Source organism: Pseudonocardia sp. ZF1 (assembly GCF_056835605.1).
The window spans coordinates 352,250-372,335 of sequence record NZ_JAJNBY010000002.1; the positions used below are offsets into that span (position 1 = coordinate 352,250).

The 20,086-nt window shown below is 69.9% G+C and carries 18 protein-coding genes; 11 read left to right on the top strand and 7 right to left on the bottom strand.

From position 1 onward, the window contains the following. Nucleotides 1–7: 7 nt before the first annotated feature. Entirely contained in the window at nt 8–178 is a 171-nt protein-coding gene (locus ZF1_RS28885) for a hypothetical protein (RefSeq protein WP_482638955.1), read from the bottom strand. Here ZF1_RS28885 and ZF1_RS28890 point away from each other — a divergent pair. The 6 genes from ZF1_RS28890 to ZF1_RS28915 all read left to right on the top strand — a co-directional run bounded on the left by ZF1_RS28890 (nt 107) and on the right by ZF1_RS28915 (nt 6,504). Next, the gene (locus tag ZF1_RS28890) at nt 107–1,123 is read left to right on the top strand and encodes a zeta toxin family protein (protein WP_482638951.1); all 1,017 of its coding nucleotides are present in this window, start codon (nt 107–109) and stop codon (nt 1,121–1,123) included. The genes ZF1_RS28885 and ZF1_RS28890 overlap by 72 nt on opposite strands. 13 nt (nt 1,124–1,136) lie before the next feature. Beyond that, nucleotides 1,137–2,026 (top strand): IS5 family transposase gene (locus tag ZF1_RS28895; protein ID WP_482638720.1). Its coding sequence is split into 2 segments (ribosomal slippage): nt 1,137–1,509 and nt 1,509–2,026, totalling 891 coding nucleotides; the frame shifts between segments, so codons are not numbered across the junction. Between the two features lie 200 nt (nt 2,027–2,226). Next, nucleotides 2,227–3,035, top strand: a protein-coding gene (locus ZF1_RS28900; protein ID WP_482638899.1) for an IS5 family transposase whose coding sequence is annotated in 2 segments (ribosomal slippage) — nt 2,227–2,566 and nt 2,566–3,035 — 810 coding nt in all. Because the reading frame shifts where the segments join, the coding sequence is not laid out codon by codon here. A gap of 1,230 nt (nt 3,036–4,265) precedes the next feature. Next, the gene (locus ZF1_RS28905; protein WP_357440915.1) at nt 4,266–4,559 is read left to right on the top strand and encodes a hypothetical protein; all 294 of its coding nucleotides are present in this window, start codon (nt 4,266–4,268) and stop codon (nt 4,557–4,559) included. Between the two features lie 377 nt (nt 4,560–4,936). Then, nucleotides 4,937–5,572 (top strand): ParA family protein, encoded by a 636-nt coding sequence (locus ZF1_RS28910; RefSeq protein ID WP_224389191.1) that lies wholly within the window; start codon nt 4,937–4,939, stop codon nt 5,570–5,572. After that, nucleotides 5,569–6,504: a ParB/RepB/Spo0J family partition protein gene (locus ZF1_RS28915; protein WP_465882778.1), complete on the top strand. Its 936-nt coding sequence runs from the start codon at nt 5,569–5,571 to the stop codon at nt 6,502–6,504. Before ZF1_RS28910 ends, ZF1_RS28915 begins: the two co-directional genes overlap by 4 nt. Before the next feature lie 70 nt (nt 6,505–6,574). On the opposite strand, the gene dnaB is transcribed toward ZF1_RS28915, so the two are convergent. Further along, nucleotides 6,575–7,948 carry a replicative DNA helicase gene (dnaB, locus tag ZF1_RS28920; protein WP_482638900.1) on the bottom strand — a complete coding sequence of 458 codons (1,374 nt, stop codon included), beginning with the start codon at nt 7,946–7,948 and terminating at the stop codon, nt 6,575–6,577. 5 nt (nt 7,949–7,953) lie between these two features. After that, entirely contained in the window at nt 7,954–8,766 is an 813-nt protein-coding gene (locus ZF1_RS28925) for a hypothetical protein (protein ID WP_482638901.1), read from the bottom strand. Nucleotides 8,767–8,818: 52 nt separating this feature from the next. Between ZF1_RS28925 and ZF1_RS28930 the strand changes: the two genes are divergently transcribed. Continuing rightward, nucleotides 8,819–10,075, top strand: coding sequence for an IS256 family transposase (locus tag ZF1_RS28930; protein ID WP_073574061.1), 1,257 nt, complete (start codon nt 8,819–8,821; stop codon nt 10,073–10,075). A 1,604-nt stretch (nt 10,076–11,679) separates the two neighbouring features. On the opposite strand, the gene ZF1_RS28935 is transcribed toward ZF1_RS28930, so the two are convergent. From ZF1_RS28935 to ZF1_RS28950, 4 genes are all read right to left on the bottom strand, one after another. Continuing rightward, the gene (locus ZF1_RS28935) at nt 11,680–11,904 is read right to left on the bottom strand and encodes a hypothetical protein (RefSeq protein WP_337826925.1); all 225 of its coding nucleotides are present in this window, start codon (nt 11,902–11,904) and stop codon (nt 11,680–11,682) included. A gap of 213 nt (nt 11,905–12,117) precedes the next feature. Next, on the bottom strand, nt 12,118–12,672 hold the full coding sequence (locus tag ZF1_RS28940) for a hypothetical protein (protein WP_482638902.1): 555 nt from the start codon (nt 12,670–12,672) through the stop codon (nt 12,118–12,120). Nucleotides 12,673–12,881: 209 nt separating this feature from the next. Beyond that, on the bottom strand, nt 12,882–13,532 hold the full coding sequence (locus ZF1_RS28945) for a hypothetical protein (protein ID WP_482638903.1): 651 nt from the start codon (nt 13,530–13,532) through the stop codon (nt 12,882–12,884). A gap of 38 nt (nt 13,533–13,570) precedes the next feature. After that, nucleotides 13,571–14,743 carry a nucleoside hydrolase gene (locus ZF1_RS28950; RefSeq protein WP_482638904.1) on the bottom strand — a complete coding sequence of 391 codons (1,173 nt, stop codon included), beginning with the start codon at nt 14,741–14,743 and terminating at the stop codon, nt 13,571–13,573. Between the two features lie 188 nt (nt 14,744–14,931). Between ZF1_RS28950 and ZF1_RS28955 the strand changes: the two genes are divergently transcribed. From ZF1_RS28955 to ZF1_RS28970, 4 genes are all read left to right on the top strand, one after another. After that, nucleotides 14,932–16,182 (top strand): IS256 family transposase, encoded by a 1,251-nt coding sequence (locus tag ZF1_RS28955; protein ID WP_482636277.1) that lies wholly within the window; start codon nt 14,932–14,934, stop codon nt 16,180–16,182. A 952-nt stretch (nt 16,183–17,134) separates the two neighbouring features. Beyond that, nucleotides 17,135–18,448, top strand: a complete 1,314-nt coding sequence (locus ZF1_RS28960; RefSeq protein ID WP_482638905.1) for a site-specific integrase — start codon at nt 17,135–17,137, stop codon at nt 18,446–18,448. Nucleotides 18,449–18,527: 79 nt separating this feature from the next. Then, nucleotides 18,528–19,804 (top strand): IS3 family transposase gene (locus ZF1_RS28965; RefSeq protein ID WP_232021061.1). Its coding sequence is split into 2 segments (ribosomal slippage): nt 18,528–18,816 and nt 18,816–19,804, totalling 1,278 coding nucleotides; the frame shifts between segments, so codons are not numbered across the junction. Nucleotides 19,805–19,839: 35 nt separating this feature from the next. Continuing rightward, on the top strand, nt 19,840–20,070 hold the full coding sequence (locus tag ZF1_RS28970; protein WP_253067004.1) for a hypothetical protein: 231 nt from the start codon (nt 19,840–19,842) through the stop codon (nt 20,068–20,070). The last annotated feature ends 16 nt before the right edge of the window (nt 20,071–20,086 follow it).

The window sequence follows — 20,086 nt, forward strand, 5'->3', positions numbered from 1 at the left end:
TCGCGCGTTACGACTCGATCCCAGCCAGCACCAGCGCGTTTTCCGCGAGCAGATCCTGCCGGATATCGCGTCGACACAGCAGCCCCAGCGTGAACCGCTTGCAGTATTGCTGGGCGGCCAGCCGGGGATCGGGAAGTCCTCGACCAAGGCGCAGATCGTGACCGCACTCGCTGCTCACGGTGGGGTCGTGGACTTCTCCGCGGACCTTCTTCGTCCCTACCACCCGCGGTTTCACGAGCTCCTCGAAGGCGATGAGCGGGCGCTGGCCAGCCTCGACGCCGCGATCGATCAGGATGCCCGTGCCTGGGTCGACATGATGATCGACCACGCCCGCGGCCACCGGCTCAACGCCATCGTCGACTCCAACCTCGCGAGTCCCGACCGCGCCCACGGATTCATCGCCCAGTTCACCGGTGCCGGCTATCGGGTCGAGGTCCAGTTCGTCGCCGGGCCCGCTGCGCTGTCCCGTCTCGGCGTGTTACAGCGGTATCAGATTCAGGTCGACTCAACCGGTCACGGCGCCTACTGCCCCACTCCTATCCAAGATCGCAACTACACGGGGGTCCTGGACACCGCACGGATGCTCGATGACACCGCACCTGTCGACCGTGTTGTGGTCGCCCGCCGTGGCGGTGCGATCCTGCACGCACAAGAGCGCGTCGACCACGACGGCACGCAGTCATGGCATCCGGCCGCCGGCGCAGCTGAGGCAATCGAAGCCGAACGAGGCCGCCCATGGACCGCCTCCGAGCGAACCTGGTGGCTCGACAATGCCATTGACATGGCTGGGCGGCTCGCTCCGGACTACCTGGCCGACTTGCAGTCCGCAGCGACACTCGCACGTTCGCTGGTCGAACCGGACACCCCCGAGAGGCAGCAGTTGGAGCAGTTGCTCCACCGGCTCGACCGACGCGTTGGGGCATCGACCTCACCTCGACATCGGAGGCGAGCCCAGCTGCCCCTACGGCGAGCGCCGGCGTTTGGGAAGACCTCCGCGGAGCCGCTGTCGAGGGTTACGACGCCGAGGCAGAGGGCTACGGCTTCGAGGCCGAGGGTTACGACGACGGGTATGGCTACGACGACTAGGGCGTGTCTTGTAAGGGTTCTGACCTGCTGTCGGTGATCATGCTCGGGTGGTGGGTCGGGGTGAGCTGACGGACAAGGCCTGGGCGCGAATCGAGCCGTTGCTGCCCCCGGTCGCAGGGCGAGGCCGGCGGTGGCGCGATCACCGTCAGGTGATCAACGCGATCCTGTGGAAGCTGCGCACCGGCGCCCCGTGGCGCGACCTGCCCGAGCGCTACGGACCCTGGAAGACCGCGCATGAACGCCTGCGGATCTGGACCGCGGACGGCACCTGGGAACGCATCCTCGACGACGTGATCGTCAAGGATGACGCCGTCGGGAACGTGGAGTGGACCTTCAGCATCGATTCCAGCAGCGTCCGGGCTCACCAGCACTCCGCCGGTGCCCGGAAAAAGGGGGCTGCACCACTGGGTGGGTCGAAGCCCTCGCCGTCGACGGAGAAGCCCTCGGACGGTCCCGTGGCGGGCTGACCAGCAAGATTCATCTCGCGGTCGATGGGCGCGGACTGCCGATGTCGGTGATCCTCACCCCGGGCCAGGCCGGGGACAACCCACAACTGCTCCCGCTGCTCGATCAGATCGTGGTCGGCCGAGACGGACCCGGCCGACCACGCACCCGGCCCGACCGGGTGCTGGCCGACAAGGCCTACTCCCACCCCTCGACCCGCGCGGCGCTACGCCGGCGCCGCATCGCGTTCACCAGCCCCGAACGCAGCGACCAGATCCAGCGCCGACGCGCGAAGGGCCCCCGCGGCGGTCGCCCACCGGCGTTCGACCCGGCCCTCTACACCAGTCGCAACGTGGTCGAACGCTGCTTCAACCGGCTCAAACAGTTCCGCGCCCTCGCCACCCGCTACGCGAAGCGCGTGGCCTACTACCGATCGGAGATCATCATCGCCGCGACCGTGTTGTGGCTGCGCACCGACTTACAGGACACGCCCTAGCCAGACGGACCCACGCCGGCCGGTCTCGGCATGGCCCGATGCCGCGGCTGTGGCGAGTGAGAGATGCCGGGTGCCCACGACGCAGGCAACAGCGCCCACGCCCCGGCTCTCGACTCCCGGGGCGCACTAAGAGATGATTTCAGAATGAGTTCGGCGTGTCTGCTGTAGACGGTCGCTGAGCTGCGGCAGAGTTGTTCGACATGGCTGCCGATCTTGTTCCTGACTCGTTGTGGGAGCGTGTGGAGCCGCTGCTGCCGGTTCGTCCACCGCGCCGGTACCGGTTCCCGGGCCGCCGGCCGGTCGATGACCGGACCGCGCTGCGCGGGATCATGTACGTGCTCAAGAACGGGATCAGCTGGAGCCAGCTCCCGACCGCCGCGTTCGGCGTCTCGGGGGTGACCTGTTGGCGGCGGATGCGGGACTGGACCGAGGCCGGGGTGTGGTCGGCGCTGCACGAGCTGCTGCTGGCCGAGCTGCGCGCCGCCGACAAGCTGGATCTGGACCGGTGCGCGGTGGACTCCTCGCACGTGCACGCCCTCAAAGGGGGGACCATGTCGGGCCATCGCCGGTCAACCGTGGCCACCCCGGCTCCAAGCACCACCTGATCGTCGAGGGTCACGGGCTGCCCCTGGGCGTGACGCTGACCGGTGCCAATCGTCACGACATCACCCAGCTGTTGCCACTGCTGGATGCGGTCCCGCCGATCCGCGGCCGCCGAGGCCGGCCCCGACACCGACCCGGCACGCTCTACGGCGACCGCGGCTACGACTCCAACCCGCACCGACGACGCCTGCGCGAGCGCGGGATCCGCCCGCGCATCGCCCGTCGCGGTGTCGCGCACGGCTCCGGCCTCGGGAAGGTCCGCTGGGTCATCGAGCGCGGGTTCGCCTGGCTGCACGCGTTCAAGCGGCTGCGGACCCGCTACGAACGCCGCGCCGACATCCACCTCGGCTTCCTCCAACTCGCCTGCGCCCTGATCTGCCACCGCGAACTCATGAAGTCATTCTGAAACCATCTCTAAGCACGAGCACAGGTGCTTCCTGCGCTCGTTGCCACCGCGCCCCGGCCCCGCCAGAGCGCGGGGGTCATCCGGGCGCGGACCTCTCGCTCCGGGCCGGGCCGCGGGACTCAACGGGCCGCGCCGAGCTCGCCTCTGGGAGTCACGGTCCGCAAGGTTCTCCGGGTGTGGGCGCCAGGCCTTCACGACCTCCAGGGCCGGCGCCACCCCACAGCTCGCCCCGCCACCGTCGCCGAGGGTCGGTGGACGAAGACCACCGCCGTCCCGCTCGAGCCGGGAGTTTCTCTGAGAACTAGCCCGGCGCACGGAGTGACGCCCACGCGACACACGCGTACGCGCAAGGCCGGCCGTCAGGCAGCCACGTGCTCGGTCACCCCGCCCCAGGTTGCGACGCCCCCCGCATCGATAAGACCGGGGCCACAGGCCCACCACTTCCGGGCCGTTGAGCGCCCCGAGCCGCGCCGGATCGCCACACGGTGCTCTGGAGCACCGGACGGGGCGACACTCGGCTCCGAACGCCTGGCACGCACTCGAGTAGCTCGCCACCACGACGCTGACCAGCGCATATCCTGCAGGTCGCCGACTCGCTAGCGCCCGCAGACAGCGTCAAACTCGCATATCGGGCATAGCTCACTCTCAGTGGGGCTGACTGAGCTGTCGTTGCCGACTCTTTCCCGCTGCCACCGGAGAATACGTAGTCGCTGGTCAGGCGCACATTGGGTCCGGAACTGATAGTGGAACTTCCCCTCGGAGATCAGGTCCGCGCGACGAGCCCGCAGCTGAGGCTGTTCCAGCTGGTCAGAGGCCGTCTGTAAGGACTCGAACGGATCCCTCGCCACCGAGGACGCAACCGCAATGACACGCCGGGCGCGCGGGGCCGGGATAGCTGCACCCGAACACGGTGACCACGCCTCACGGTGGTGCGCGACACCACCTCGTCAACTGATGATTCCTCGATCCGTCGCACCAAAGCCGTCCATTCGGCCCGACGGCCGGGGCCAGCGTCAGAAATGCGCTGGTCCGGCTGGGCCTATCCGGCCGAAGGACGCTGGCGTGACGGCGCCTGCTGCGCCGGCGCGGACACCCTCAGCCGGGACCTCGCCCGGCAGTTTGGACACGTAGTAACCCACTCCCGCGGAGGACACACTCACTGAAAGTGCTCAGTCAGAGCGCTGACATCGGTACAGTTCTCGGTACCGGACCGAGGTGAGGAGGGCAGGGATGCGCGAGAGTTCGCTGGTCGCCAGGCCAGACGAGCACGGACATGAGGTCCTGGTCGCCTACCGGCCGGTGCACTTCACGTTGGACGACACCGCGCGCGCGATGAATGCCGTCGTGGACCCGCACCTGCGGAAGGTCTCCTCCCGCGCTCGCGTTGGGCGCAGCCGAGTCCGTGATGTCCTGCGCCAGGTCGCGACCGACGGCTGGCCCGAAGGGTTCGCGGCCGACCCCGATCGGGTCGATTACTGGCGGAAGTGGCTGGTCGCGCAGGGTGTATTCCAGGCCGACGACTGAAGCCACCGTCGCTGAGTGAGCGATAACCGGGTTATCGGTCCCCGCTCCCCCGTCGCAGCGCCGTTGGGCGGTCGCCGTCTCGCACGGCCTCGGCGCGCGTTGCTGGCGAGAAGCTTCGTTGGCGACCTCGACCCCCAAGCAGCGCTCCCGGTCCGGCAGCGCCAACATCGATAGGCCCCAGCTCCCAAGTCGGCAGTGCGCTGACGGCGATAACCCGGTTATCGCGCGGCCCTGACTCAGAACCGCACACGCCGGGGGATGACCGCGGAGCGCGGACCCACAGCTGGCATCATCTGCTCTGACTTATCCGAAGTAGCGGCCCAACTCCGGGCCGTGAAGTCCACGGAGAGGTGGCCATCTTGGCCAGAGTTCATGCTGTGTGCTGCCAGAAGGGCGGCGTCGGCAAGACCACGATCACCGTCAACCTCGCTGCTGTCGTCGACCAGGTGCTCGGAGGTGACGATCCGTCCGTCCTGGTCGTAGGCACCGACCCGCAGCGATCGATGGACTGGTGGGCAAGCAGGGTCGGCGATGACATCCCATTCGCCTACACCGAGACCGACAGCCCCAGTGATCTGGAGAGGTTGCGAGACGCCGACTTCTCGCACGTGTTCGTAGACACCCCGGGCAGCCTGGAGAATGAGCACATTCTCCGGTCGGTCCTGAAGAGCGCCGACGACGCGATCGTCCCGATCACGACAGAGCCGCTCACCTTCGTACCTGCCGACACGACCATCACCCAGGTCATCGAGCCCCTGGGAGTCCCCTACACCGTGGTCGTGAATCTCTGGGACCCCCGCGACGGCCGGGTCGATCTCGACGACACCCTGACCTTCGCCCGCAAGAAGAACTGGCCGCTCGCGAACTCGGTCATTCGTCGTTACAAGATCCACAGTCGGGCGGCGGCAGAGGGTGTCGTCTGCACCCAGTACGCCAAGAGCCGTGTGGCCTTGGAGGCCCAGCAGGACATCCTGCGGCTGGCGCTCGAACTCGGCTACGGGCGCACCCGATGAGCGAGGCGGCCGCGAGCGGCGCGGACTCCGCAGTCGGGTCGTCGACGAAGAAGCGCAAGCGCGGGCGGGTGTCCTTCGGCTCCGACGTCTTCGCCGCGCAGGCCTCGCTCCAGGCAACACCGGATCCCGGCGTGTCCCAGCGCCGCATCCCGCTTTCCGACCTGGCCCACAATCCGCGCAACCCTCGCTACGGGTACGACGACGACCCCGCGATTCAGGAGCTCGCCGACAGCCTCCGGGAGCACGGGCAGCTGCAGCCAGCGACGGTGGTCGCTCGGGATGTCTACCTCGCTCACTACCCGGAGGATGCGGATCAGATCGGGAGCGCGGCGTGGGTGGTCCTCATCGGGAACCGCCGGCTCGCGGGGGCCCGCTTGGCGGAGCTGCCTCACCTCGTCGCCTCGGTCGAGGACCGACTCGGGGGTGCGGACCCGATGCTGGCGGAGGCCACGCTGGTGGAGAACATCCACCGTCAAGACCTTCCCCCGCTGCTGGAGGCCCGCGAGCTTCAAGGTCTCGTGGAACGACATGGCTCGCAGCGCACGGCGGCGAAGCGGGTGGCGAAGACCCAGGCCTGGGTTTCGCAGCGGCTGTCGCTGCTCAAGCTCACCCCTGACCTGCAGGAGAAACTCCGCATCGGCGAGATGTCGGTGAAGGAAGCTCGAACCGTGGCCTCGGCATCGCCGGAAGAACAGGCGGAGAAGCTTGAGGCGTTGCGTCGTCAGTCGACGGCGGGGGAGCGCGCTCGACGTTCCGGCACTGAGTCGCCGGACCAGCCCGCGAACGACTCGCCTTCTCCCGCTCCAGCGGCGGACCAGCCCGATCGGGATGCGGCTGTCGACGTCGACAAGATCGCGCGCCGCCTGCGTCGACAGCTCGACGACGACGGACTGCAGGCTCTGATCGATGCACTGACAGCGCTCCGACACTGAGGCGATAACCCGGTTATCGCCGCGCCGTACGCGGTGGAGCGATAACCGGGTTATCACCATCGGCCGAGCCTCAGCCGTGGGCGAGGTCGGAGAACCGGCTGTAGTGCAGCTGGTGGGCGACGGTGATCGTCGTGGTCGGGCCGTTACGGTGCTTGGCCAGGATCAGGTCGGCCTCACCGGCGCGCGGGTCGTCCTGCTCGAACGCGTCGGGGCGGTGCAGCAGCACCACCATGTCCGCGTCCTGCTCGATCGAGCCGGACTCACGCAGGTCGGACAGCATCGGCCGCTTGTCGGTGCGCTGCTCGGGACCACGGTTCAGCTGGCTCATCGCCACCACCGGGACCTCGAGCTCCTTGGCCAGCAGCTTGATCTGCCGGGAGAACTCCGAGACCTCCTGCTGACGGGACTCGACCTTGCGGCCCGAGGTCATCAGCTGCAGGTAGTCCAGGATGATCAGCTTCAGGTCGTAGCGCTGCTTCATCCGGCGCGCCTTGGCCCGGATCTCCATCAGCGTCAGGTTCGGCGAGTCGTCGATGTAGAGCGGCGCCTCGGAGATCTCCGACATCCGCCGCGCCATCCGCGTCCAGTCCTCGTCCGACATCCGGCCGGCGCGCATGTCGGCCAGCCGGATCCGGGCCTCCGCGGACAGCAGACGCATGACGATCTCGGACTTGCTCATCTCCAGCGAGAAGAACGCGCTGGTCATGCCGTTCTTGATGGAGCAGGAGCGGGCGAAGTCCAGACCCAGGGTCGACTTGCCCAGACCCGGCCGGGCCGCGACGACGACCATCTGGCCCGGGTGCAGACCGTTGGTGACCTGGTCGAGGTCGGCGAAGCCGGTCGGCACACCCGTGGACTGGCCGCCCCGGGAGGCGATCGCGTCGATCTCGTCCATCGTGGGCTGGAGGAGCTCCTCCAGCACCGTGTAGTCCTCGGTGGTGGTGCGCTCGGTGACCTCGTAGACCGCGGCCTGGGCGCGGTCCACCGCGTCGTCGACGTCGCCGCCGTCGGCGCCGTGGTAGCCGAGCTGCACGATCCGGGTGCCGGCCTCGACCAGCCGTCGCAGGACCGCCTTCTCGCCGACGATCTCGGCGTAGTACGCCGCGTTCGCCGCGGTGGGCACGGTCGCGATGAGGGTGTGCAGGTAGGGCGCGCCGCCGAGGCGGACGAGCTCACCGCGCCGCTGCAGCTCCGCCGAGACGGTGACCGCGTCGGCGGGTTCGCCGCGGCTGTAGAGGTCCAGGATCGTCTCGTAGACGGTCTGGTGGGCGGGCCGGTAGAAGTCCTCCGGCTGCAGGACCTCCACGACGTCGGCGATCGCGTCCTTGCTCAACAGCATGCCGCCGAGCACGGACTGCTCGGCCGTGAGGTCCTGCGGGGGCTGACGGTCGAACGTGTCAGGTGGTGCGCCGGAGTCGCCACTCTTGTCATAACGCGTGGACATCGCGGTCATCGGAGCCTCCGGTGAGCTCGTGGGAGAGGCCGGGAGGTGCGTTCGGCCCGTGCCCGGGCGAGCGCGCGCTCGTGAGCAGTTCGCCCTTCATCGAGGGCGTTGCTCTCGTGGTTGCGTGGTGAGCTGGTGTCCGGCGAGGCGCTTGAGGCGGCCCCGCCCCCGTGACCATCCGCCGGATCGGGCAGCGGGGGAGTGGCTGTGCGGCGGCTGCGCCCTTCGTCGAGCGCGCGGCTGATCCGGCGGTAGTAGCGCTTGCTGCTTTCGACTGTGGCGACCTCGGCGGCGGGGCGGACAGCGTTGCGGCGGGCGGTGAACTCGGCGGCCCACTGACGGACGATCGCAGAGCGGGCGGCGCGGTGGTCGTCGCTGCTGATCTGCAGGTCGGTGGGGGTCAGGTCGGTGGCGCCGTAGGGCAGTCGTTGGGCGGCGGCGTGGCCGCGGACCAGGGCGGCCGAGCGGCGCTGGCGGGAGTCGACGGTGGGGGAGACGAGCGGGCCGTGTGCGTCGCGCCACCAGCTCAGGCGATGGCGTAGCCAGCCGTCGGGCCTGCGCAACTGGCTAGCTGGGCAGCGGTGAGCAGGGATGGCGCGGCCGTCCTGCCGGGGCCGGTACTCGAGGGCGTAGCGCAGGTCGTTGTTAGTCCAGCCAGCTTCCCACCAGCCCCGCACGATGGCGCGAATCCAGCGAGGTGTGAGTCGCCGTAGCGCGGGGTCAGATCGCAGCTCGGCGGCGGCAGGGTTACGTCCGCGGAGGTGGTGTACGGGTTCGTCGCTGGTGAGCGGCGTGGCGTCGTGACGTGAGACGGCCACCGCGTGATCTTTCTCGAGTACCGACCAAGGAACTCCAGGAAGGACCACCACGATGGCCGCACCACACAGTGTGGACCCTGCCCAGCTTGTCGAGGAGTTCGCCTCGGCGGGTGTGTCGCCGGATCTGTTGCAGACGATGATCGCGACGATGGCGAACGCGTTGATGTCGTCGCAGGCCGATCAGCAGTGCGGGGCCGGCTATGGCGAGCGCAGCAGCGAGCGGACGAACCAGCGCAACGGCTACCGGGCCCGGGAGTGGGACACCCGAGCGGGCACGATCGAGTTGGCGGTGCCGAAGCTGCGCCAGGGCTCCTATTTCCCGGACTGGCTGCTGACCCACCGCCGCCGCGCCGAGCAGGCCCTGGTCACCGTCGTGGCCACGGCCTACCTACTCGGTGTCTCCACCCGGCGGGTGGAGAAGCTGGCCGAACAACTCGGGGTGAAGTCGCTGTCGCGTTCGCAGGTCAGCGAGATGGCCACCCACCTCGACGGGCAGGTCGCCGCGTTCCGCGAGCGCCCGCTCGACCAGGGCCCGTACACGTTCGTGTGGGTCGACGCGCTCACGGTGAAGGTCCGCGAAGACGGCCGGGTGGTCAACGTGCACGCGCTGCTCGCGACCGGGGTGAACGCCGACGGGCACCGCGAGATCCTCGGCCTGGATGTGGCCTCCAGCGAGGACGGAGCGGGCTGGTTGGCGTTCCTGCGCGGTCTGGTCGCCCGCGGCCTGTCCGGGGTCCAGCTCGTCATCTCCGACGCCCATCCCGGCTTGGTGGCGGCGATCGCCTCGGCGTTGCCGGGTGCGGCGTGGCAGCGGTGTCGCACCCACTACCTGCGTAACCTGCTCTCCCGTGTTCCGAAGTCGGCGCAGCCGCATGTCGCTACGCAGGTGCGCACGATCTTCGACCAGCCCGACGCCGACGCCGTCACAGCCCAGTACGGACGCGTGGTCGACACTCTCACCGCGCGCTGGCCCGACGCAGCCGAGCACCTCGACAACGCCCGCGATGAGCTGCTGGCGTTCACCGCATATCCGCGCGAGGTCTGGCGCCAGATCTGGTCGAACAACCCTCAAGAGCGACTGAACAAGGAGATCCGCCGTCGCACCGACGTGGTCGGGATCTTCCCCGGCCGCGACTCCCTGATCCGCCTCGTCGGCGCCGTCCTGGCCGAACAGAGTGATGAGTGGACCGAGAACCGCCGCTACATGGGCCTCGATCTACTGGCCCGCTCACGCATCCGCATCGTCACCACCGAAGCCGCACCGACCGGCAGCGAGGCACTCATGACAACCGAGGCAATAACCGCCTAGAATCCCGAACCAAGATCACGCGGAGTCGATCTCATACACCACTCCGCCGGACGTGACCGGCGGCAGCCAGCATCTCCGCTCTGGTCACTGGCACCCGGTTCCCGAAGTAACCGCCCTGCTGTTCGTCTTGGCCCGGCCCGGCAGGGCCGTAACTACCTAGAGAAGGGGGCTTGACCTGGGGATTGTGGATGCGCGTGCTCGCGCGCGTAGGAACCACAGTTTCAGTCTTTGAAAGATTATTAGGTGAGTGGGTTGGGGTCCAAGTTGTGTCCTGTCTGCTCTCTGCAGCAGCCACGGATGGCCCGGGTGCTACGGCCGGAGGCAGCGTCGGGATGGCCCTGTCGGTGGCCTCCACAGCTGGAACACGCAGCTGGTAGACCGCTGCCCGATTCCCGCTCAGATGTTGCAGGGCCATGGGTCGATACTGCGGAGTGGACCCTCCCTCGACGCGTAGCAGCCAGCCCTGGCGCTGCAGCTCGGCGAGCCAGGCAGCAGTCGAGCTTCGACGCCAGCCGCTGGACCGCTGGAGACGGTCCCAGGTCGGCCAGCTGGTGTGGGTGTCCCAGTCGGCTCGCCGAGCTAGCTCGGCAAGCAGGCCACGGAGCCGGCTGGCAGCGTCACGTCGGACCTGCTGATACCAAGAGGAGGACAGCAGCCCTCGATACCAATCCAGCGCCGTACGGGGGATCAGGGACTCAGCTAGACCCAGGGACCCGGATTCCTGTAGCTCGCCGGAGGAGCCGGATCCGTTGAACTCTGCGGGGGACGCCTCGCCACCGCTGGCGAACCAGCACCCGCCGCAGACCACCGAGCGCAGCGGAGTATCCCGCTCAGTCCCGGAGCGCCGTCGGCAACTGATGCACAGCTGGGGGGCTGGAATGGCGACGCCATCCCCGCCCATCGAGATGACCGAGGAGACCACCTCGTCGAACAGCGCTCGCTGCTCGACGAGGAGAGGTGTTGGGGGGGAGTTGTGCGAGGTAGGACCGGTAAACGGGTACCCGGCAACGACAGGTCGGCGTCGCAGAGACGCCACTGAGGTGCCGCTGGCAGTCGGGCACGACGAAGTCGTCCCGTGTCTGTCATGGTCGCCGCCCGGTCCAGGGTGTATCCTGGACACGCGAAAGCGCCCCTTCTTCGCAGGTGGGGGATTGGCCCCGGTTCGCCGGGGCTACGGCGTCAGCCGGGTGCATGACCGACTGACGCGAGAGCGATAGCGAGGCGGCCCCCTGGCCGGGGGGCCGCCTCGATCTCGTTACGAGGCCTTGTCTAGAGGCAGCTCCAACTCGTTCTGCGTCGCACGCTCGCGCGGGGACAAGCAGTACTCGGGTATGGGGAATCCAAGAGCTTCGCCGAACACCTTCGTGACGGCGTCGCCTACGGCGATCCCGTCACGAAGGGCGATGGCCTCAGCGGCCTCGCGCATCGGACGGGGGAGACGGACGTGAGTCGCGACTCGGTCTCCTCGATGCGGTTGCGGCATGGGGGATTTCTACCCGATCAGAGCAGTCAGAGGGAACGCGACGCGCCGAATCCGATTCCGGTTTGCTGTCGACCGCTAGTCCGGCGGCTTAGGTTCGGGCGGGTGGTCGACGTTCCGAGGTTCAGCGGACGTCGCCTTGTCGGCGAACCCAGTGGGCCAGCAACGGGCCGGGTACGTCGGCGTGCACGACGGGGACGCCCTCGAGTTCATCCAGGTCCGGTAGCAGGTCCGTAGGCAGGATCCACGTGACGTCGTCGGCGAGGTTGTGGCGGCGGAGGCGCGACAGGACTGGGCGGCCCGCGCATAACGAGCGGGCCGCGACCTGGGGGTCGGTTTCCGTGCTCATGACATCAGTGTGAGCGGTCGGGACATGATGGTTGCGGCGGCGCGCGGGCAAACCTGCCCCCCGGTGCGGGTCAGGTCGGCGATCACGCAGCTTGGGTCGTACCGAGCGTTGGTGCAGGTCACTGCGTGGTACCGGCGCTGCATCCAGCTCATCGGCGCAGCGTGACACGGTGCACCGACACTTTCGCTTGGCGGGCCGAGCGCTCGTTGCGGATCAGTAGCCGCTGTCGTAGCCGGAGGGCCGGTCTTGATCAGGTCGGTTCTGCAAGGGGTCGACCTGTGTTCCGGTGTCTCGCCGCGGGGGCCGTGTGGCGGGTGTCGCTGGTGTGCGCGTCTGCTCCTGCGTATCGGCGGCGATGCCGCGGCGGGCGGCGTCGACGGCGCTCCTGAGGTGCTGCATCGCTGTCTGGAAGCTGGGCGGCTCATGAGGTGTCGGCCCGTCGTGGCGGGCGCTGCCGGCGTCGACGTGGTCGGGGAGGGAGTGCTCCGGTGTTGTGGGGAGCAGTGCGATCCAGTGCTGCGCCGGTTCGGCGGGGTCCAGGCCGGCGACGACGAGCTGGTCATAGATCTGGGAGAGCAGGGCACGGTCGCGGCGCCGGACGAACGCATCGAGCACCTCGGTGAGGCCCGGGTCGCGCTGGGGGGCCACGGTGATCCAGGCGCGGATGTCCTCGGCGAACGCGGCGATGGCGTGCATGCGTTCGGGCTGGGTCTGCTGGGCCTGTGGTCCGGTCCAGCGGGGCCGGGCTTGCACGGCGGCGTCGTGCACGGCGAGTAGTGCCGCTACCTTGACCGCTTCTCGTACGCGGGCGTCGCGGTAGGGCGGGGTGACGAGTGCGGGGTTGTATCCCCGCAGCGGCGCCGGCTGGAGGCGTTGCGGTCCCTGGACCGGGCCAGTGGTGTCGATGGCGGCGGGGCTGGTGTCAGGGCCGTGCAGGGTGTGCTCGATCGCGGCGACGGCTTCTGCCGCGCCGAGGGTCAGCTCGGGTTCGGCGGGGAGCTCGGCCAGGGGGTAGCCGCGCCAGCGTGTGTCGGCGGGTTGGTGCAGGGCGTAGCCGGTCTTGTTGCCGGGTGCGGGTCGTCGGGGTGGGTGCCGTGGATGGCGTAGCGGCCGTGGACCTCCACGTCGGGGTAGGCGGCGTTGTAGAGCTCCTGGATGGTGCCCTTGAACGAGTTGTCAACGAAGGTGAGCACCCCGCCCGCGGTGGGGACGCCTGCGTCGTCGAGGTAGTCCGACAGGGCCTGGAACGCCCCTAGGGTGGTGGCGGGATCGATCCGGTCCCGGACCCGGAATGCCTCCACAGCGTGGAAGCGCGCGCCGGCCCGGTGTTCGAGGTCGGTCAGGGCGGCGTCGACCACGGCGCGGGACAGCACGATCTCGACCGTGTGGGTTTCGGCGAAGTCGGGGTCCAGGCCCCGCACGGCGGTGGCGTAGGGGTGCCCGTCGCGGCCGAGGAACACGATCCGAGCGCCGCGCTCGTCGACGTCGCGGTGCAGGTCGGGCAGCATCTCGGCGGAGACCGCGGTGACGAACTGGGCGTGGTGGGTGTGGAACACCCGGTAGGCGCGGGCGATCGCGTCGCGCTCGACCTCGGTGTGCAGCCCGTAGGCGTGTGCGATCGTCGCCACGCTGTCCGGGCCGCCGGGTGTGCCGGGGCGTGGGGTAGTCAGGCCGGCCGCCGCACCCCGGCCCCGGACACCACACCAGCACCGGCCCGGGCCCCGGTGCCGCTGAGGTCGACGGTGCCCGCGGTGGCCGGGGTGGCCGGGTCGAGGGCGTGTTCGAGCCAGGTCATGAAGGCCTGGTAGTCCGCGCTGCGGCTGACCCGCAGCCCCGTACCCGCTGCCCCACCCGCGTCGCTGGTGTCGGGGATGCTCCAGCGGCCGATGTCGTCCATCGCGATGCGCGCGGTCGCGCTGCGCACGAACGGCAGCCCGAGCGCGGCGGACAGGGTCAGCGCGTCGTGCTGCAGCGTCGAGTCGTGGTGGTCGCGGTACCAGCGCTGCAGGTGCCCCTCCAGCAACACCGCCCACGACTCGGCACGGCCGGCAAGGCGCCGGTGCAGCGGGTGGGTGGCGTGCACGGCGATCTGCTCGGTAAAGGTGGTGTCGGACAAGACGAACCGTGGCTTGGCCAGGCGCCCGTCGGCGACCGCGGCCAGCACCCGGCGGGCGGCGTCGACGTCGAGTCGGATGTTGTGCTCGGCCCGTTCCGGGCGCCGGTAGTGGATCGCCCCGCCCATCTGGGTCACCTGCAACCGGGCGGCGATCTCGGGGAGGTGGTCACACACCTCGGCCAGGTTCGACAGGGGCGCCATCCCGACCCACCGGATCGGCCCATCGCAACGGCCGGCGAACTCGGCGACCGCGGCCAGCACAGCATCTCGGCCACCGGGGGGAGGGGCGACAGTGGCCGGAATGAGGTCGGCGACGCAGAAGTAGTCGGTGTGTCCGGTCGTCGCGCCGGCGGCGACCGCGACGTCGCCGCGTCCGATGGTGTCGAGCAGGTGCCGGGCGAATCGGGCCCGCTGCCCGTATCCCCGCCCAGCAGGGTGGGTGGCGCGGTGGTTGGGGCCGGTCTCGTCGGCGGTGAGCACCAGGGCGAGTTCGCGACTGTGGCGGGCGGCCGCGACCAGGGCGAGGGCGTCATCGGCGTCGCCACCGATGTCGGTGTCGATGATGATCGGCGCCCCCACCGCGGGAGCGCGGAGCTCGGCGGTCTGCAGCTGGGCCGCGGTGTCGGCGAGCGTGGTCTGGGGCAGCCGGCGCCCCAGCGCGATCATGGCCTCGCGGTGCACACGCACCTGCTCGGCCGACAGGTCGTCTTCCGGGCCGCTCATCGGTGCCACCTCCCGATCTAGGTTCATTCTAGCGGCTTCGTAGTGCCGAAACCGGCTCACGTTGGCTGCGTCCTGAGAGGTGGTGTACGGGTTCGTCGCTGATCAGCGGCGTGGCGTCGTGACGTGAGACGGCCACCGCGTGATCTTTCACGAGTACCGACCAAGGAACTCACGAAAGGATCACCACGATGGCCGCACCGCACAGTGTGGACCCTGCCCAGCTCGTGACCGAGCTGGCCTCGGCGAGCGTGTCCGCGGACGTGCTCCGCGAGATGATCACCTCGCTGGCCAACGCCATGATGTCGGCCCAGGCCGACCAGGCCTGCGGCGCCGACTACGGCCAGCGCAGCGACGCACGCACCAACCAGCGCAACGGCTACCGAGCTCGGGAGTGGGACACCCGCGCCGGCACCGTCGAGCTCGCCATCCCCAAGCTGCGGTCGGGGTCGTACTTCCCGGACTGGCTGTTGACCCACCGCCGCCGCGCTGAGCAGGCACTGGTCACCGTCGTGGCCACCGCCTACCTGCTCGGCGTGTCCACCCGGCGGGTCGAGAAGCTCGCCGAGCAGCTCGGGGTGAAGAGTCTGTCGCGGTCGCAGGTCTCGGAGATGGCCGGCCACCTCGACGCCCAGGTCGCCGCGTTCCGCGAGCGTCCACTCGATGCCGGCCCGTACACGTTCGTGTGGGTCGACGCGCTCACGATCAAGGTCCGGGAGGACGGGCGGGTGGTCAACGTGCACGCCCTGCTGGCCACCGGCGTGAACGCCGATGGCCACCGCGAGATCCTCGGCCTGGACGTCGCCAGCGCCGAGGACGGGGCCGGCTGGTTGGCGTTCCTGCGCGGCCTGGTCGCCCGCGGACTCTCGGGCGTGCAGCTGGTGATCAGCGACGCGCACCCCGGCCTGGTCTCGGCGATCGGGGCGGCGTTGCCCGGCGCCGGGTGGCAGCGGTGTCGCACCCACTACCTGCGCAACCTGCTCACCCGCGTCCCCAAGAGCGCGCAACCGCACGTGGCGACCCAGGTACGCACCATCTTCGACCAGGCCGACACCGACGCCGTGCGCGCCCAGTACGACCGCGTCGTCGACGCGCTGAGCGCCAAGTTCCCTGATGCCGCCGCGCATCTCGACGACGCCCGCGAGGAACTGCTCGCCTTCACCGGCTACCCGCACGAGATCTGGCGGCAGATCTGGTCGAACAACCCCCAGGAACGGCTGAACAAGGAGATCCGCCGCCGCACCGACGTGGTCGGAATCTTCCCCGACCGCGACGCCCTGATCCGCCTCGTCGGGGCCGTGCTCGCCGAGCAGAGCGACGAGTGGACCGAGGGCCGCCGCTACATGGGCCTGGAGGTCCTGGCGAAGTCGCGGATCAGGATCGTCACCGTCGAGTCCGGCACCGGCCAGCCGGCCGTGACAGCCGAGCCCCTGACCGCCTAAACTCCCCACCAAGATCACGCGGAGTCGATCTTATACACCTCCTCCGCGGACGTGGCTCGGCTCACAACGCGGCTAGCGGGGGCAGGTCTCTGACCGTTCGGGGCCAGACTGTGGTGCTGGTACCCGCTGCGCATGATCGGCAGACGCCGATCATCGGGATCCTCGGCCAGCTGCGGGCCGAAACCTCGACGGTCACAGTGGCTCGACAGCCGCCGCCCCGCACGGTCGCCAACACCCCCCCGCGACCACGGCCCCTCGTCATCGACCGGGGCGATCCTCAGTGACCACGGTGGAGCCATTCCCAGTCGGTGCAGCTCAGGTGCGGCGCCACCACCAGGGAAGTGACGGGTCGACGGTGGGATTGTTCAGAGTTATGTCCAGGAACCGGGCGTCGAGCTGGGTGATCTGGCTGCGGAGCGATGCGCGACGATGCCGAGGTAGGGCGTGCAGAGCCTGCTCGAGGACATCTCGGCTGAACGGGCCGATGAACTGGACCCAGTCGTTGTTCTCTCGCTGGAGCGTGGAACGTGGCTTGAGGGTGACGCGACGCCACGAGAGAAGATCGGTGCGGACGCTGCCCGAGGTGAGCCGTGGTCGGTCGAGTCGGTCGAGCGCCCGGCTGGTCGAGAGCGAGACACCGCGTATCGCAGTCGGGCGCGGCTGTCGCTGGTTTCTCGCCCGTACCTGGGCTGGGCGCCTACGCGGCATGGACCTTACGGATCGGAGCCATGCCTCCAGCCTCCAGCCTCCCAGGATCCGGCAGTCGGGAGGAAGGTCAGGGGAGTCTGCCCTGTTCAGGGCCGTCTCCCGCGGGCGGATCTGCCTCGTTTCGGTCGTCGTGGGCGGCGCACCTGGTCACTTCCACCTGTGCGGCTGAGACACGCGATAATCTCCCGTTATCTGACCTATCCCGCGGCCACGGGCGCAGGTCCATGTCCAGGGAGGGCCCCGAATGAGCGTGGAGAAGGCCATCGACGCCCACCCGGGCACCGACATGGGCCCCGGTGCGGGCGCCGCGGCCGAGCCCAGGGTCGAGCTCGACACCGCGCTCGACACCGCGGTGCTGCCCGGTGGCGTCGCGGCCGCGTCCGCCCGGGCCGCGTCGCTGGCCGCGCTGGCCGCCCGCGCCGACGCCCACGCCACCGCCGCGCGGGCACCGCGCACCCGCGCCGCCTATGCGGGGGACTGGGCGCACTTCTCCCGCTGGTGTACCGCGGCGGGGCTACCGGCGTTGCCGGCGGCGGTGGACACCGTGCGACTCTACCTGGCCGATCTCGAGGCCACCCGCACCGCGGACGGGCAGGCGGTGTTCTCCCCGGCCACGATGGGCCGGCGCCTGGCCGCGATCGCCGCCGCCCACCACGACGCCGGCCACCCGTCCCCGACCCGCGACCCGGCCGTCGGTGCGGTGCTCACCGGGATCCGCCGCACCCGCGCCCACGCCACCCACCAGATGCGCCCGCTCCTGCTGGAGGACCTGCGCACCGTGCTCGCGGACATGGGGTTCGGGACGTGGCCGGCCGGGTTGATCGGCGCCCGCGACGCCGCCGCGCTGCTGATCGGATTCACCGGAGCGCTGCGCCGCAGCGAGCTCGCCGCCCTCACCGTCGCCGACGTGTCCTTCCACCCCGCCGACGGGCTGCACGTACACATCGCCCGGTCCAAGACCGACCAGACCGGGCGTGGTGCCACCGTGGTGCTGCCCTACGGCGCCCGGGCGGGCACCTGCCCGCCGTGCGCGGTGCTGCGCTGGATGGGGCTGCTCGCCGCCGCCCCGCATGGTCGCCCGGCCCTGATGCGCGCCGTCCTGGCCACCCCGCCCTGGCCCGACCTGGGCCACCTGTTCCCGCACCCCGACCCCACCGACGACAGCGCTGGTGACGCACGCGCCTCCACGCCCGTCGACGCCGGCGCCACGGGAACTCACGGGCCGGCGGCCCGGTCGTTCCGGGCCCCGGCACCCACGCTGGCGGGGCACACACCGCTGCTGCGGGCGATCCGCCGCGGCGGCACCCTCACCGACACCCCGATGACCGGCGACGCCCTGCACGCCATGGTCCGCCGCCGCGCCGAAGCCGCGGGCCTGCCGGGCCCGCTGGGGTTCCACTCACTGCGCGCCGGGTTCGTCACCACCGCCCGCCGCAACGGCGCCGACCACCGCTCGGTACGCCGCCAGACGCGCCACACCAGCGACGCCATGATCGAGACCTACGACCGCGACCACGCCCCGCTCGTGGGCAATGCCGTGACCCGGCTGGGCTTGTGAGCACTCAGCCCGGTGGCGAGCTGCTCCACTGAACCGCCCCGGCGTGTCGGGAGACTTGATCTTCTGAGGAGATGGAGTCATGACACGTCGTTCCCAGCCGCCGTATCCGCCGGAGTTGCGTGAGCGGGCGGTGCGCATGGTCGCCGAGGTCGAGTCGGACTACGACTCGCCGTGGGCGGCGATGAACGCCGTCGCCACCAAGCTCGGGGTCGGCACCGGGGAGACGGTGCGCAAGTGGGTCCGTCAAGCCGAGATCGACGGTGGTGTCCGGCCGGGCACCACCACTGAGGAGTCCGAGGAGGTCAAGCGGCTGCGCCGGGAGGTCGCGGAGCTCAAGCGGGCCAACGAGATCCTCAAGGCTGCTTCGGCTTTCTTCGCGGCCGAGATCGACCGGCCACACAAGCGTTGGTGAGGTTCATCGACCAGCACGCCGCCCGCTCCACGGTGGGACGACGGTGGGGTGTCGCGTCGATCTGCGCCCAGCTCGCCGAGCTGGGCGTGGCGATCGCCCCGTCGACCTACTACGCCGCCCGCGCCGCGGCGTTGAGGGCCCCGAGCAGACAGCAGGTGCGTGACGAGGAACTGACCGCTCAGATCAGCAGGGTGTATGCCGAGAACTATGGCGTCTACGGCGCTCGGAAGGTCTGGATCCAGCTGGGCCGCGAGGGCATCGACGTCGCCCGATGCACGGTCGAGCGGCTGATGCGCGCGGCGGGGCTGGCCGGGGTCCGCCGCGGACGCCGGGTCCGCACCACGATCGACGGTGGTGGGCCGCGGGCCGGTGACCTGGTCGAGCGCCGGTTCGACCGGCCGGCCCCGGACCAGCTCTGGGTTACTGACTTCACCTACGTGCCGACGTGGTCGGGGATGGTCTACGTCGCCTTCGTCATCGATGCCTGTTCGCGGCGGATCCTGGGCTGGCGCGCGGCCACGTCGATGCGTACCGAGCTGGTGCTCGATGCCCTCGAACACGCGGTATGGACTCGCGCCCGACAGGGCCATAAGGACCTGTCCGGGCTGGTCGCACACTCGGATGCGGGGTCGCAATATCGGTCCATCGCCTACACCGAACGACTCGCCGCGGCCGGCGCGGCGCCCTCGGTCGGGTCGGTGGGCGACGCGTATGACAACGCGTTGGCGGAGTCGACGATCGGGCTGTTCAAGACCGAGCTGATCAAGCCGAGAGGTCCGTGGCGCACGGTCGAGCAGGTCGAGATCGCCACCCTCGAGTACGTCGACTGGTTCAACCACCGACGGCTGCACTCCGCTGCCGCGGACCTGCCCCCGGCCGAGCTGGAGGCCGCGCACTACCGTCAACACATCGGCCAGCCCGAGTCAGAGCACTCAACCCGATAGCTCTCCGGACACGCCGGGGCGGTTCACATGGCGTCATGGTGGAGCGTGTGTTGCTGCCCGGGGAGGCTCGGGCGGAGGCTGCGGCGGTGTTGCTGCAGCGGTTGGAGGACCTCGTGGTGGCCTACGCCGGGGTCCCGGAGGCGGATCGGCGCGAGCGGCTGGAGGCCGACGCGGATCGCATCACCGGCGAGGTCGCGCGACATCTGCAGGCGGCACGCTCGCAGGTCACTCCGCCTCGTCCACGTCCGCGGAGCGGCCGGGCCTGAGACCCCGGCACCGGGT